At 68.5% G+C, this 14393-nt stretch carries 12 protein-coding genes; 11 read left to right on the top strand and 1 reads right to left on the bottom strand.

The genetic code is table 11. The features are described 5' to 3' along the window. Nucleotides 1–177 precede the first annotated feature (177 nt). The 11 genes from rpsA (at nucleotide 178) to mnhG (ending at nucleotide 10583) form a co-directional block, all read left to right on the top strand. Nucleotides 178–1863, top strand: coding sequence for a 30S ribosomal protein S1 (rpsA, locus tag ACOYR3_RS11195; RefSeq protein WP_422846487.1), 1686 nt, complete (start codon nucleotides 178–180; stop codon nucleotides 1861–1863). Nucleotides 1864–1962: 99 nt separating this feature from the next. After that, nucleotides 1963–2295 (top strand): integration host factor subunit beta, encoded by a 333-nt coding sequence (locus ACOYR3_RS11190; RefSeq protein WP_422846486.1) that lies wholly within the window; start codon nucleotides 1963–1965, stop codon nucleotides 2293–2295. 121 nt (nucleotides 2296–2416) lie between these two features. Further along, nucleotides 2417–2758 carry a LapA family protein gene (locus ACOYR3_RS11185; protein ID WP_422846485.1) on the top strand — a complete coding sequence of 114 codons (342 nt, stop codon included), beginning with the start codon at nucleotides 2417–2419 and terminating at the stop codon, nucleotides 2756–2758. Next, on the top strand, nucleotides 2748–3905 hold the full coding sequence (gene lapB / locus ACOYR3_RS11180) for a lipopolysaccharide assembly protein LapB (protein ID WP_422846484.1): 1158 nt from the start codon (nucleotides 2748–2750) through the stop codon (nucleotides 3903–3905). Before ACOYR3_RS11185 ends, lapB begins: the two co-directional genes overlap by 11 nt. 40 nt (nucleotides 3906–3945) lie before the next feature. Further along, nucleotides 3946–4260 (top strand): ComEA family DNA-binding protein, encoded by a 315-nt coding sequence (locus tag ACOYR3_RS11175; RefSeq protein ID WP_422846483.1) that lies wholly within the window; start codon nucleotides 3946–3948, stop codon nucleotides 4258–4260. 121 nt (nucleotides 4261–4381) lie between these two features. Beyond that, nucleotides 4382–7327, top strand: coding sequence for a monovalent cation/H+ antiporter subunit A (locus ACOYR3_RS11170; protein ID WP_422846482.1), 2946 nt, complete (start codon nucleotides 4382–4384; stop codon nucleotides 7325–7327). Then, entirely contained in the window at nucleotides 7318–7683 is a 366-nt protein-coding gene (locus ACOYR3_RS11165; RefSeq protein WP_422846481.1) for a Na+/H+ antiporter subunit C, read from the top strand. The genes ACOYR3_RS11170 and ACOYR3_RS11165 overlap by 10 nt, the downstream gene beginning before the upstream one ends. Beyond that, nucleotides 7680–9410 (top strand): monovalent cation/H+ antiporter subunit D, encoded by a 1731-nt coding sequence (locus tag ACOYR3_RS11160; protein WP_422846480.1) that lies wholly within the window; start codon nucleotides 7680–7682, stop codon nucleotides 9408–9410. Before ACOYR3_RS11165 ends, ACOYR3_RS11160 begins: the two co-directional genes overlap by 4 nt. Further along, nucleotides 9407–9934 carry a Na+/H+ antiporter subunit E gene (locus ACOYR3_RS11155; RefSeq protein WP_422846479.1) on the top strand — a complete coding sequence of 176 codons (528 nt, stop codon included), beginning with the start codon at nucleotides 9407–9409 and terminating at the stop codon, nucleotides 9932–9934. The genes ACOYR3_RS11160 and ACOYR3_RS11155 overlap by 4 nt, the downstream gene beginning before the upstream one ends. Next, nucleotides 9931–10209, top strand: coding sequence for a K+/H+ antiporter subunit F (locus tag ACOYR3_RS11150; protein WP_422846478.1), 279 nt, complete (start codon nucleotides 9931–9933; stop codon nucleotides 10207–10209). The genes ACOYR3_RS11155 and ACOYR3_RS11150 overlap by 4 nt, the downstream gene beginning before the upstream one ends. Beyond that, on the top strand, nucleotides 10206–10583 hold the full coding sequence (gene mnhG, locus ACOYR3_RS11145) for a monovalent cation/H(+) antiporter subunit G (RefSeq protein WP_422846477.1): 378 nt from the start codon (nucleotides 10206–10208) through the stop codon (nucleotides 10581–10583). Before ACOYR3_RS11150 ends, mnhG begins: the two co-directional genes overlap by 4 nt. A 94-nt stretch (nucleotides 10584–10677) precedes the next feature. On the opposite strand, the gene ACOYR3_RS11140 is transcribed toward mnhG, so the two are convergent. Beyond that, nucleotides 10678–14316 (bottom strand): hydantoinase B/oxoprolinase family protein, encoded by a 3639-nt coding sequence (locus tag ACOYR3_RS11140; RefSeq protein WP_422846476.1) that lies wholly within the window; start codon nucleotides 14314–14316, stop codon nucleotides 10678–10680. Nucleotides 14317–14393 lie beyond the last annotated feature (77 nt).

Genomic DNA, 14393 nt, shown 5'->3' with positions numbered 1-14393 from the left:
CTCCAGGCAAGGCCGCAAGGCCCTGCCACAGGCCCACACGGCCCCTCTCGCGCGCCAGCGCACCGGTTGTGTGGATCGTTAACCTAACCCGCGGCTATGCCGCAAAAAACCACCGCAAGCAGCTATAAAAACGGTAGCAATGGTGCTGCCGGAATCCTGTTTGTGGCAAGGAAACACATGTCCGAATCTTTTGCCGCCCTTTTTGAAGAATCCTTGCAGCGCACGGAAATGCGCCCTGGCGAAGTCATCACCGCGGAAGTCGTGCGCGTCGAGCACAACTTCGTGGTCGTGAACGCCGGCCTCAAGTCCGAAGCCTACGTGCCGCTGGAAGAGTTCAAGAACGACAAGGGCGAAGTCGAAGTCCAAGTGGGTGACTTCGTGTCGGTGGCCATTGGCTCCATCGAAAACGGCTACGGCGACACCATCCTGTCGCGCGACACCGCCAAGCGTCTGGCTTCCTGGATGAGCCTGGAAAAGGCCCTGGAATCCGGCGAATTCGTCACCGGCACCACGTCCGGCAAGGTCAAGGGCGGCCTGACCGTCCTGGTCAACGGCATCCGCGCATTCCTGCCCGGTTCGCTGATCGATACGCGTCCGATCAAGGATCTGACGCCGTACGAAAACAAGACCATGGAATTCAAGGTCATCAAGCTGGACCGCAAGCGCAACAACGTGGTGCTGAGCCGCCGCGCTGTGGTGGAAGCCTCCATGGGCGAAGAGCGCGCCAAGCTGATGGAAACCCTGAAGGAAGGCTCCATCGTTCAAGGCGTGGTCAAGAACATCACCGAATACGGTGCGTTCGTGGACCTGGGCGGCATCGACGGCCTGCTGCACATCACCGACATGGCATGGCGCCGCGTGCGTCACCCGTCTGAAGTGGTGACGGCTGGCCAGGAAATCACGGCCAAGATCCTGAAGTTCGACACCGAGAAGAACCGCGTGTCCCTGGGCCTGAAGCAAATGGGCGACGACCCCTGGATGGGCGTCAACCGCCGCTACCCCCAAGGCACCCGCCTGTTCGGCAAGATCACGAACATTGCCGACTACGGCGCGTTCGTCGAGCTGGAACCCGGCATCGAAGGCCTGGTGCACGTCTCCGAAATGGACTGGACCAACAAGAACATCGCTCCGTCCAAGCTCGTGTCGCTGGGTGACGAAGTCGAAGTCATGGTCCTCGAGATCGACGAAGACAAGCGCCGTATCAGCCTGGGCATGAAGCAGTGCAAGGCCAACCCTTGGCAAGAATTTGCCCAGGAAACCAAGCGCGGCGACCGCGTGAAGGGCCCCATCAAGTCCATCACCGACTTCGGCGTGTTCGTGGGCCTGGCTGCCGGCATCGACGGCCTGGTGCACCTGTCCGACCTGTCCTGGAACGAGCCCGGCGAAGCCGCCGTGCGCAACTACAAGAAGGGCCAGGAAGTCGAAGCGATCGTGCTGGCCGTGGACGTGGACCGCGAGCGCATCTCCCTGGGCATCAAGCAGCTCGACGGCGACCCGTTCACCACCTTCGTGACGGTGAACGACAAGGGCCAGACGGTGACCGGCAAGGTCAAGTCCGTGGACGCCCGTGGCGCTGAAATCGACCTGGGCGAAGACATCGTGGGCTACCTGCGCGCTTCGGAAATCTCCCGCGACCGCGTGGAAGATGCCCGTAACGTGCTGAAGGAAGGCGACGAAGTCACGGCCGTGGTGGTGAACGTGGATCGCAAGACCCGCAACATCCAGCTGTCGATCAAGGCCAAGGACGCTGCCGACCAGCAAGAAGCCATGGCTTCCCTGTCGCAACAGTCGGCCCGCGAAAGCGCCGGCACGACCAGCCTGGGCGCCCTGCTGCGCGCCAAGCTGGACAACTCGGAAAAGTAAAGCACTGACCCGTTAAGCGGTCAGACAGCGGGCGCCTCGGCGCCCGCTCTTTTTTCACCCAAGACCTGCCCTGGCAGCCCGCCCATGTCCCAAGACTCCATGACCCGCTCAGACCTCGTTGAAGAACTGGCCTCGCGCTTTGGCCAGCTCACGCACCGCGATGCCGAATACGCGGTCAAGACCATCCTGGACGCTGTCGGCGACGCCCTGGTGCGCGGGCACCGCATCGAGATCCGCGGTTTTGGCAGTTTTTCGGTGAACCACCGTCCGCCCCGCATGGGCCGCAACCCCCGCAGCGGCGAGGCCGTGGCCATTCCGGAAAAGCGGGTGCCGCACTTCAAGCCCGGCAAGGCGCTGCGCGAAGCCGTGGACAAGCGCACGGCCGAGATGGAAGAACACCCCCCGCTGGCCGCCGCCTCGCATCAAAAGTGATAGCTTTCGGCGCTTGCTGCGCAAGCGCCCGGGCCGGTTTTGGTCCAAGACCGTTGCCGCGTGCCTCTGCGCAACCCCGGCGGCGACACCGCCTAGAATCCCCCCACCACTGGGGAGACCGATGAAATACCTCCTGTGGCTGCTCAAGGCAGCCATTTTTTTTACGCTGTTCGCGTTTGCGCTGAACAACCAGCAAGACGCCACCGTGCACTTCTTCTTTGGCACGCAATGGCGCGCGCCCCTGGTGCTGGTGGTGCTTACCGCCTTTGCGGCAGGTGTGGTCGTTGGCGTGCTGGGCATGGTGCCGCGCTGGTGGCGGCACCGCACGGCGGCCCGCCGGGCCCACGCGGCACTGTCGCCCGCCGTGGCGTCTGCCGCAAGCGCCCCTGCCGCGGCCGCTGCGGCCGCCCCGCACCCGGCGTCTCCTCCTCCGCCCGATCTGCCGTCCGCCCATGGAATTTGACCTGACCTGGATCCTCCTGGGCCTGCCCATTGCCTTCGTGCTGGGCTGGGTGGCGTCGCGCTTTGACCTGCGCCAGCTGCGCGCCGAGAACCGCCGCGCACCCAAGGCCTACTTCAAGGGCCTGAACTTTCTGCTCAACGAGCAGCAGGACCAGGCGATCGACGCCTTCATCGAGGCGGTGCAGAACGACCCCGACACCTCCGAGCTGCACTTCGCCCTGGGCAACCTGTTCCGCCGCCGGGGCGAATACGATCGCGCCGTGCGGGTGCACGAGCACCTGCTGTCGCGCGGCGACCTCTCCCGCACCGACCGCGAACGGGCCCAGCACGCGCTGGCGCTGGACTTCCTCAAGGCCGGCCTGCTCGACCGCGCGGAAGATGCCCTGCAGCGGCTGGAGGGCACCCCGTTCGAAGCCCAGGCGCGCCTGGCGCTGCTGGCCATCTACGAGCGCTCGCGCGACTGGCCTCACGCCGCGGCCATTGCCCAGAAGATGCACGCCGCCGACCAGGGCGACTTCAGCACGCGCCAGGCGCACTACCTGTGCGAACAGGCCCTGGCGCTCACCGCCCAGGGCGATCTGCCGGGTGCGCAGGCGCTGCTGGAGCAAGCCCTGGCCGCCGCGCCGGACGCAGCCCGCGCGCCCATCGAACTGGCGCGGCTGCAGCGCCTCATGGGCCAGCCGGCAGCCGTCCTCACCACGCTGAAGACCTTGGCCGAACGCACGCCGTCCGCCCTGCCCCTGGCCGCCGCGCTGATGGTCGAGGCCGCCACGGCCACCGGCCGCGTGCCCGAGGTCCACGCGCTGCTGCAAGCCCGGTACGCCGAAGCGCCCTCCCTGGATGTGCTGGAAAGCATCGTCGCCATCGAGTCCGCCGCCGAGGCCACCCGGCAGACGGCGCGCCAGCGCTACGTGCAGCACCTGGACAAGGAGCGCTCCCTGGTGGCGGCGTCGAAGTGGCTGGCCACCGAAAAGCTGGAGCACGAGGAGTTCCACCCGCAAATCCAGCGCGCGCTGGACCACGCGGTCAAGCCCCTCACCCGCTACCGCTGTGCGGCCTGCGGGTTTGAGGCCCGGCAGCACTTCTGGCAGTGCCCGGGTTGCCAGACCTGGGACAGCTACCCGGCCCGCCGGGTGGAAGAACTTTGATTTCCTGCCGCCCGCACCGCCCACGCACCGAAAGGCCCCCATGCTGAAGAAGCTGCTCCTCCTCGCCGCGGCGCTGTGTGCCGGCGCCGCCTGGGCGGCCGTGGAAGCGAACACCGCCACTGAGGCGGAGCTGGACAGCCTCAAGGGCGTGGGTCCGGCCTTGTCCGGCCGCATCCTGAAAGAGCGCGCAAGCGCCCCGTTCGCAAGCTGGCCCGACTTCATCGGACGGGTGGGCGGCGTGGGCCCGCGCACGGCCGCGCGGCTGTCGCAGGAAGGGCTCACGGTCCACGGCCAACCCTTCGACGCAAGCGCATCCTCCCCCGGGTCCGGATCAACGAGCCAACGCGCGCCCTAGGGGACGCCGCCGAGGCGGCGCACCGGCCGCGCGGAGCCCGACCGGACGCCGCGCTCCAGCACGGCACTTCACTGCGGCGCAGCGGCAGGGTTTTTAACGCGGCCCCTAGAATGGTCCGCGCATGCCCCTGGTCACCCTGATTCTTCTCCCCTTCGTCGCAAGCCTGTTGGCGGCCGTCCTCCCCACCAACGCGCGCAACACGGAATCCACCCTCGCAGGACTGGTGGCGCTGTTCTGCGCGGGGCAGGCGGCCCTGTACTTTCCCGACATCGCGCACGGCGGGGTCTTGCGGCAGGAACTGGCCTGGCTGCCCAGCCTGGGGCTGAACCTGGTCCTGCGCATGGACGGCTTTGCGTGGATGTTCTGCATGCTCGTGCTGGGCGTGGGCTCGCTGGTGGTGCTGTACGCCCGCTACTACATGTCGGCGGCCGACCCCGTGCCGCGCTTCTTCGCGTTCTTCCTGGCCTTCATGGGCGCCATGGTGGGCGTGGTGCTGTCGGGCAACCTCATCCAGCTGGCGTTCTTCTGGGAGCTGACCAGCCTGTTCTCGTTCCTGCTGATCGGCTACTGGCACCACCGCAAGGATGCACGGCGCGGTGCCCGCATGGCGCTAACCGTCACGGGGGCGGGCGGTCTGTGCCTGCTGGTGGGCCTGCTGGTGCTGGGACACATCGCCGGCTCCTACGACCTGGACCAGGTGCTCGCCGCCGGGCCCCTGGTGCAGCGGCACCCGCTGTACCTGACGGCCCTGTTGCTGGTGCTGCTGGGCGCGCTGACGAAAAGCGCGCAGTTCCCGTTCCACTTCTGGTTGCCACACGCCATGGCCGCGCCCACGCCGGTCTCGGCCTACCTGCATTCCGCCACCATGGTCAAGGCGGGCGTGTTTCTGCTGGCCCGCCTGTGGCCCGTGCTGTCGGGCACCGAGCCGTGGTTCTGGCTGGTGGGCGGGGCGGGCCTGGTCACGCTGCTGGTGGGCGGGTATGCCGCCATGTTCCAGAACGACCTCAAGGGCCTGCTGGCGTATTCGACCATCTCGCACCTGGGGCTCATCACCTTGCTGCTGGGCCTGAACAGCCCGCTGGCGGCCGTGGCCGCCGTGTTCCACATCCTCAACCACGCCACCTTCAAGGCCTCGCTGTTCATGGCCGTCGGCATCGTGGACCACGAAAGCGGCACGCGCGACATCCGGCGCCTGTCGGGCTTGCGCACCATGATGCCCATCACCGCCACGCTGGCCATGGTGGCCAGCGCGGCCATGGCCGGCGTGCCGCTGCTCAACGGCTTCCTCTCCAAGGAAATGTTCTTTGCCGAGACGGTGTACATGAATGCCACGCCGCTGCTGGAATGGCTGCTGCCGGCGGCGGCCACGGTGGCGGGCATGTTCAGCGTGGCCTATTCGCTGCGCTTCACAGTGGACGTGTTCTGGGGCCCGCCGGCCACCGACCTGCCGCACGCGCCCCACGAGCCGCCGCACTGGATGCGCGTGCCGGTGGAGCTGCTGGTGCTGGCTTGCCTGGTGGTGGGCACGCTGCCGGCCTGGTCCGTGGGAGCCTACCTGGCCGCCGCGGCGCGGCCCGTGGTGGGCGGCGAACTGCCCGCCTACAGCCTGGCGGTATGGCACGGGTTCAACACCCCGTTCGTGATGAGCCTGGTGGCACTGGGCGGGGGGGCCGCACTGTATGCGCTGCTGCGTTGGCAGCGCGAACGAGGCGCCATCGACGCGCCGCCCCTGATGCAGCGCCTGAGCGGCCAGCGGGCGTTCGAGTCCGCGCTGGCCCGCGCCAGCCTGGCGGGCCGCCGGGGCCGGCGCTGGCTGGGCACCGGCCGCCTGCAGTGGCAGATGCTGTGGCTGGCCTGCGCGGCGCTGGCCGCGGGCACCCTGCCCTTGTGGGCGCGGGGCCTGCCGATCGGCGACCGGGCGCAGCTGCCGCTGTCGCCCGCCTTTGCCCTGCTGTGGCTGCTGGGTGGCGTGTGCGCCGTGGCGGCGGCGTGGCAGGCCAAGTACCACCGGCTGGCGGCGCTGACGCTGCTGGGCGGGTGCGGCCTGTGCGTGTGCCTGACCTTCCTGTGGTTCTCCGCGCCCGACCTGGCGCTGACGCAGATCGTGGTGGAGGTGGTGACCACCATCCTCATCCTGCTGGGCCTGCGCTGGCTGCCGCGGCGGGACGAAAGCCTGCGCGTACCCACGCGGGCCGAGGAGGCGCGCACCCGCCTGCGCCGGTACCGCGACATGGCGCTGACGCTGGCCGCAGGCGGCGGCATGGCGCTGCTGTCGTTCGCCATGATGAGCCGGCCATTCCCGGACAGCACGTCCACCTTCTTCCTGGAACGTGCGCTCACCGAGGGCGGCGGCACCAACGTGGTCAACGTGATGCTGGTGGACTTCCGGGGCTTTGACACGTTTGGCGAGATCGTGGTGCTGGGCATCGTCGCGCTCACGGTGTATGCGCTGCTGCGGCGCTTCAGGCCCGCGCGCGAGGTGATGGACCTGCCGCCCCAGCAGCGTGCGCTGCCCGCGGACGTGGACACCGACCTGTCCAACCCGCGCCAGACGGCCGACACCGCCGTGGGCTACCTCATGGTGCCGGCCGTGCTGGTGCGGCTGATGCTGCCCTTTGCCACGCTGGTGGCGGCCTACCTGTTCATGCGCGGGCACAACGAGCCCGGGGGCGGCTTCGTGGCCGGGCTGGTGTTCTCCGTGGCGCTGCTGCTGCAGTACATCGTCTCGGGCACGTCCTGGGTGGAAGCCCACCTGCCGCTGTACCCGCGCCGCTGGATCGGCGTGGGCCTGCTGGCGGCGCTGGCCACGGGCCTGGGGGCGCTGGCCTGGGGTTATCCGTTCCTCACCAGCCACACTGCCCACCTGCACCTGCCGCTCGTCGGCGAGGTGCACGTGGCCAGCGCGCTGTTCTTCGACATCGGCGTGTTCACGCTGGTTGTCGGCTCCACCATGCTCATCCTGACCGGCATCGCCCACCAGTCGGTGCGCAGCCACCGCTACCACAACGCACGCGCGGCCGAGGAAGCCCAGGCCGCCGGCGCACCGGGAGAAGGCCCATGGAACTGATCCTCGCGCTGGCCATCGGCGTGCTCACCGGCTCGGGCGTGTGGCTGCTGCTGCGCCCGCGCACCTTCCAGGTCATCATGGGCCTGTCGCTGCTCTCGTACGCGGTCAACCTCTTCATCTTCAGCATGGGCCGGCTGGGCCTGGCCATCGACAAGGAGCCCGTGCTGCAGCCCGGCGTGCCAACGGACCTGGCGCACTATGCCGACCCCATGCCGCAGGCGCTCACGCTCACCGCCATCGTGATCGGCTTTGCCATGACGGCGCTGTTCCTGGTGGTGCTGCTCGCATCGCGCGGCATGGCGGGCACCGACCATGTGGACGGGACCAAGGGCAAAGACGTGCAGGAAATGCCATGACGGGAGGAAGCAGCATTACTGCCTCGATCACTGCGTGGCTGATGCCCCACCTGATCCTCGCGCCCATTGCGCTGCCCCTGCTCACGGCCGGGCTGATGCTGCTGCTGCGCGAGGAGCGCCAGCGCACCAAGGCGGCGCTCAACATTGCGTCCACCTTCCTCGGCCTTGTCATCGCGGTACTGCTGCTGGTGCAGGCCAAGGCGCCGGGCCAGCCTGGCAGCCTGGGCGTGTACCTGCCCGGCAACTGGCCCGCACCGTTCGGCATCGTGCTGGCGGTGGACCGGCTTTCCGCGCTGATGCTGGTGCTGGCCAGCACGGTGGCGCTGGCCACGGTGCTGTTCTCGGCGGCGCGCTGGCACCGCGCGGGCGTGCACTTTCACCCGCTGTTCCAGTTCCAGCTCATGGGGCTGGCGGGGGCCTTTCTCACGGCGGACCTGTTCAACCTGTTCGTGTTCTTCGAGATCCTGCTGGCGGCCTCGTACGGCCTGCTGCTGCACGGCTCGGGCCGGCCGCGCGTGGCCGCCGGGCTGCACTACATCGCCATCAACCTCGCGGCCTCGTCGCTGTTTCTCATCGGCGTCTCCATGCTGTACGGCATCACCGGCACGCTCAACATGGCAGACCTCGCGCAAAGCGTGGCGGGCGTGGCCGAGGCGGACCGGGGCCTGCTGCACGCGGCGGCCGCGGTGCTGGCGGTGGCCTTCCTCATCAAGGCCGCGGTGTGGCCGCTCAACTTCTGGTTGGTTCCGGCCTACAGCGCCGCCACGGCGCCAGTGGGCGCACTGTTTGCGCTGATGACCAAGGTGGGCGTGTACAGCGTGCTGCGCCTGTGGACGCTTTTGTTCGGCCCGGAAGCGGGCGAGTCGGCCGGGTTCGGCAGCCAGTGGCTCGTCGGCTCCGGGCTGTTCACCATGGTCTTCGGCGCGGTGGGCATGCTGGGTTCCCAGCGCCTGGGCTACCTGGCGGGTTTCAGCGCCATCCTGTCGTCGGGCACGCTGCTGGCGGCCATGGGCTTCGGGCAGAACCTGCTCACCGCCGGGCTGCTGTACTACCTGCTCAGCTCCACGCTGGCGGTGAGCGTGCTGTTCCTGCTGGCCGACCTGATCGAGCGCTGGCGCAACGACGGCTCGAACCTTGCGCCCCACGAGCGCAGGGACGATGCGCCCTTCCTGTCGGCCGACCTGGTGCCACGCGAAGGCCTGAACCTCGACGACCAGGAAGAGGCGCTCATCGGGCAGGTGATCCCGGCCGCTGCGGCGTTCCTGGGGCTGGCCTTCGTGGCCTGCACGCTGATCATCGCGGGCCTGCCGCCGCTGCCGGGCTTCATCGGCAAATTCGCCATGGTGCATGCGCTGCTCAATCCGCTGGGCCTGGGCGCGTCCTCCGGCCTGCGGCCGGGCGCGGCGGGCTGGGCCCTGGTGGCGTTGCTGGTGGGCTCGGGCCTGGTGGCCCTGCTGGCGCTGGTGCGCGCCGGCATCCGCCACTTCTGGGCCGCGCAGGGCCGCCCCGCCCTGCGGCTGCTGGTGCTGGAGGGCCTTCCCATCGCCCTGCTGCTGGCCGCCAGCGCCGTCCTGGTCTGGCAGGCCGGCGCGGTGATGCGCTACACGCAGGCCACGGCCGATGCGCTGCACGCCCCCGCGGGCTACGTGCGGGCCGTCATGTCCGCCGCCCCGGTCCCCAACCCGCCCCGCGACAGCGCGCCAACGCCCGAAGGAGCGCGCCCATGAAGCCGCCCCGCAACGCATCTCCGGCGCGGCGGCCCCTGCGGCGCCTGGTGCCCGCCCCCGTGCTGTCGCTGGCACTGCTGGTGCTGTGGCTGCTGCTCAACCGCAGCCTGAGCGCCGGGCACATCGTGCTGGGGGCCGTGCTGGCGCTGGCCATTCCGCTGCTCACGGCCGGGCTGCGCCCCTTGCCGGTGCGCCTTCGCAAGCCCGGCGCCGTGCTGCGCCTGGCCGGGACCGTGGTGGCCGACACCACGCGCTCCAACCTGGCGGTCGCGCGGCTTCTGCTGGCCCCCGGCCGGCGGCGCCACCCCGCGGGTTTCGTGCATATCCCGCTGGACGTGCGCGACCCCAACGCGCTGGCTGTGCTGGCCATGATCGTGTGCATCACCCCGGGCACCGCCTGGGCCGAACTCTCGCTGGACCGCAGCGTGCTGATGCTGCATGTGCTGGAGCTGAAAGACCCCGCGGCCCTGATCGCCGACGTAAAGCGGCGCTACGAAGCCCCCTTGATGGAGATCTTTGAATGACACCCGTTCTGGACTGGGCGCTGCCCACGGCCTTGTTCATGCTGGCCCTGGCCATGGGCTGCGCGCTGATCCGCCTGCTCAAGGGTCCCTCGGCGCAAGACCGCGTGCTGGCGCTGGACTGCATGTACCTGTGCGGCATGCTCATGATGCTGGTGCTGGGCCTGCTGTACGGCAGCAAGAACTATTTCGAGGCGGCGCTGCTGCTGGCGCTGTTCAGCTTTGTCGGCAGCATGGCCATGGCCAAGTTCCTGCTGCGCGGCGAGGTGATCGAATGAGCGGCGCCGTGGCGCTGCCCCTGTGGCTGGAAATCCTGGTGGCCGCGCTGGTGCTGGCGGGCGCGGCACTGGCGCTGCTGGGCGCCACGGGCCTGCTGCGCCTGCCCACCTTTTTCGAGCGCGTGCACGCGCCCGCCATCATCGCCACGCTGGGGTGCTGGCTGATCATGCACGGCACGGTGCTGTACTTTTCGGTGGCCGACCGCAGCCTCGCGCTGCACGCGCTGCTGATCGCGGTGTTCGTGGCGGTCACCGTGCCGGTGATGTCGATCTTCCTGATGCGCGCGGCGCTGTTCCGGGCGCGGCAGATGGGGCAGGACGTGCCGCCAAGCCTGAGCCAGCCCAAGGCGCCGCCGGAAGCCAAAGACTCCTGATTTGATAGCTGCCAGCGCTTGCTGGATAAGCGCTAGAGGCAAGTTTTATTCAGAGTCCACCCACCTGCGCACTGTCAACCCCCTCGGCACTCCATCAGCTTCCAAATCCGCCACCGCCCGGCGTGTGGATCTCGAACACGTCGCCCGGCTGCATCTCGGCCTGGCCGATGTGGTCCAGCAGCTCCACGCGGCCGTCGCTGCGCACCACCTTGTTGATGCCCACCGCGCCCGGCTGGCCGCCGGCCATGCCGAAGGCGCCGTGGTGGCGGCCGTTGGACAAGATGCTGGCCGTCATCGGCTCCAGGAAGCGCACGCGGCGCACGCCGCCGTCGCCGCCCTTCCACCGCCCCGCGCCGCCCGAGCCCTTGCGGATGGCATAGCCCTCCAGCCGCACCGGAAAGCGGAACTCCAGCACCTCGGGGTCCGTCAGGCGCGAGTTGGTCATGTGGCACTGCACGACGCTGGTGCCGTCAAACCCGCCCACCAATTTCCCATCGGCATCCCACACGCCGCCCGCGCCGCTGCCGCCCGAGATGGTCTCGTAGTACTGGTAGCGCGTGCTGCCAAAGGTGAAGTTGTTCATGGTGCACTGCCCCGCCGCCATCAGGCCCAGCGCGCCGTACAGCGCATTGGTGATGCAGGTGGAGGTCTCCACATTGCCCGCCACCACCGACGCCGGCGGGTTCGGGTTGAGCATGCTGCCGGGCGGGATGATGACCTTGAGCGGCTTCAGGCATCCGGCGTTCAGCGGAATGTCGTCATCGACCAGCGTGCGGAACACGTACAGCACCGCCGCCATGCACACCGCCGTGGGCGCGTTGAAGTTGTTGGTCTGCTGCGGGCTGGTGCCGGTGAAGTCGATGGTGGCGCTGCGGCTTGCTGCGTCCACCTTGACGGCCACGCTGATCTGCGCGCCGTTGTCCAGCGGCAGGGTGAACTGCCCGTCCTTGAGCTGCGTGATCACACGACGCACCGACTCTTCGGCGTTGTCCTGCACATGGCGCATGTAGGCCTGCACCACGTCCAACCCAAACTCGGCCACCATGCGGCGCAGCTCCTGCTGGCCCTTCTCGTTCGCTGCGATCTGCGCGCGCAGGTCCGCCATGTTCTGCTGCGGGTTGCGGCTGGGGTATTCGCCGCTTTCCAGCAGCGCAATCATCTCCGCCTCGCGCAGCACACCGCGCTCCACCAGCTTCACGTTGTTGATCTGCACGCCCTCTTCCTCGATGCGCGTGGAGAACGGCGGCATCGATCCCGGCGTGGTGCCGCCCACATCGGCGTGGTGGCCGCGGCTGCCCACATAGAACGTAGGTGTCGCTTCATCGGCAATGTAGACCGGCGTGATGACGGTGATGTCCGGCAGGTGGGTACCGCCGTGGTACGGGTCGTTGAGCACGAACACATCGCCGGGCTGCATGCGGCCCGCGTTCTCGCGGATCACGGTCTTGATGCTCTCGCCCATCGAGCCCAGGTGCACGGGCATGTGCGGCGCATTGGCGATCAGGTTGCCCTCGGCATCGAACAGCGCGCAGCTGAAGTCCAGCCGCTCCTTGATGTTCACCGAGTACGCCGTGTTCTGCAGCTGCAGGCCCATCTGCTCGGCAATGTTCATGAACAGGTTGTTGAACACCTCCAGCAGCACCGGGTCCACCGTGGTGCCCACGGCATGCTGTACAGCCCGCGCCACACGGCGGTTGAGCAGCAGGTGGTCCAGCTCGGTCAGCGCGGCCTCCCAGCCGGGCTCAACGACGGTGGTGGCGTTCTTCTCGGCAATGATGGCCGGGCCGGGGATCACATCGCCGGGGCGCAGGTCCTCGCGCACCACCAATGCCGCGTCGTGCCAGGCGGGCACGCCGTCCACGCCGCCGGTGTACATGCGCACGGTGCTGCGGCGCGGCACCTCGCGGGCGGGCTGCAGCGCGTGGCGCGGCTCCACGGGGGCATCGCCGGGCACCACGGCCTCGACCGATACGGCTTCCACCACCAAGCCCTTGCCCTGCATCAGGAAGGCAAAGCGCTGGCGGTAGGCGGCTTCAAACCCTGCGGTGATTTCGGCCAGCGAGCCGAACGGCACGATGAGCGCGGAGTCGCTCCCCTCGTAACGCACATGCACGCGGCGGTGCACCACGGCTGTGCCTGCGCCCACCTGCTGGCGCTCCAGCTCGGTGCGGGCGGTGGTGGCCAGTTGCTCCAGGGTGGCTTCGATGCCCGCGAGTGCGTCGGGCACCAGCTTGGTTTCCACGGCCTGTTCGCGGATCACGTTCTGGTCCGCCAGGCCCATGCCGTAGGCGCTCAGCACGCCCGCCAGCGGGTGCACGAACACGCGGGTCATGCCCAATGCATCAGCCACCAAACACGCATGCTGGCCGCCCGCGCCGCCAAAACACTGCAGCGTGTAGCGCGTCACGTCATACCCGCGCGCCACGCTGATCTTCTTGATGGCATTGGCCATCTGCTGCACGGCGATCTGGATAAAGCCGTGGGCCACATCCTCGGCGCTACGGCCCGTTTGCGCGGCCAGGTCACCAAACTTCTGCGCTACCGCATCGCCATCGAGTGCCTCATTGGCCGCATGGCCAAACACCTTGGGGAAATGCGCGGGCTGGATCTTGCCCACCATCACGTTCGCATCGGTCACGGCCAACGGGCCGCCCCGGCGGTAGCTGGCGGGGCCGGGGTTGGCGCCCGCGCTCTCGGGGCCGACGCGGAAGCGTGCGCCGTCAAAGCCGAGGATGGAGCCGCCACCGGCCGCCACGGTGTGGATGCTCATCATGGGCGCGCGCATGCGCACGCCAGCCACCTGCGTCTCGAACTCGCGCTCGAACTCGCCCGCATAGTGGCTCACGTCGGTGCTGGTGCCGCCCATGTCAAAGCCGATGACCTTGTCGTGCCCTGCAAGGCCTGCGGTGCGCGCCATGCCGACGATGCCGCCTGCGGGGCCGCTCAAGATCGCGTCCTTGCCCTGGAACACCTGGGCATCGGTCAGGCCGCCGGAAGACTGCATGAAGAACAGCTTCACCCCCGGCATTTCGCTCGCCACCTGGTCCACGTAGCGGCGCAGGATGGGCGAGAGGTACGCGTCCACCACGGTGGTGTCGCCCCGGCTCACCAGCTTCATCATGGGGCTGGTGGCGTGCGATGCGCTCACCTGCGTGAAGCCGATCTGCCGCGCGATGCGGGCCGCCGCCTCTTCGTGCGCGGTATAGCGGTAGCCGTGCATGAACACGATGGCCGCGCTGCGCAGGCCCGCGTCGTAAGCGGCCCACAGGCGTTCCTTCAAATGCGCTTCGTCCAGCGGCTCGATCACCTCGCCGTGCGCGCCCATGCGCTCCTGCGCCTCGATCACGCGCTCGTACAGCAGCTCGGGCAGCACGATGTGGCGGTCAAACAGGCGCGGGCGGTTCTGGTACGCAATGCGCAGCGCGTCCTTGAAACCCTGCGTGGTGATGAGCAGCGTGGGCTCGCCCTTGCGCTCCAGCAGCGCGTTGGTGGCCACGGTGGTGCCCATCTTCACGCACTCCACCATCTCCGGCGTCACCGGTTCGCCAGGCTTGAGGCCCAGCAGGTGGCGGATGCCGGCCACGGCCGCGTCCTTGTACTGCTCGGGGTTCTCCGACAGCAGCTTGTGCGTGACCAGGGTGCCGTCCGGGCGCTTGCCCACCACATCGGTGAAGGTGCCGCCCCGGTCGATCCAGAATTGCCAGCGGGGGGGGGAAGCGAGGGGTTCCGTCATGGATTTACTCTGTTTTTGATAGCTGCTTGCGCTTGACCATCAAGCGCTGCAGTCATATTTGATTGAAATTTTTCCTG

The organism is Acidovorax sp. M2(2025) (assembly GCF_049330835.1).
Classification (GTDB): Bacteria; Pseudomonadota; Gammaproteobacteria; order Burkholderiales; family Burkholderiaceae_C; genus Acidovorax.
Note: the sequence above shows the minus strand (reverse complement) of the source record. Positions and strands in the feature narration are given on the sequence as shown.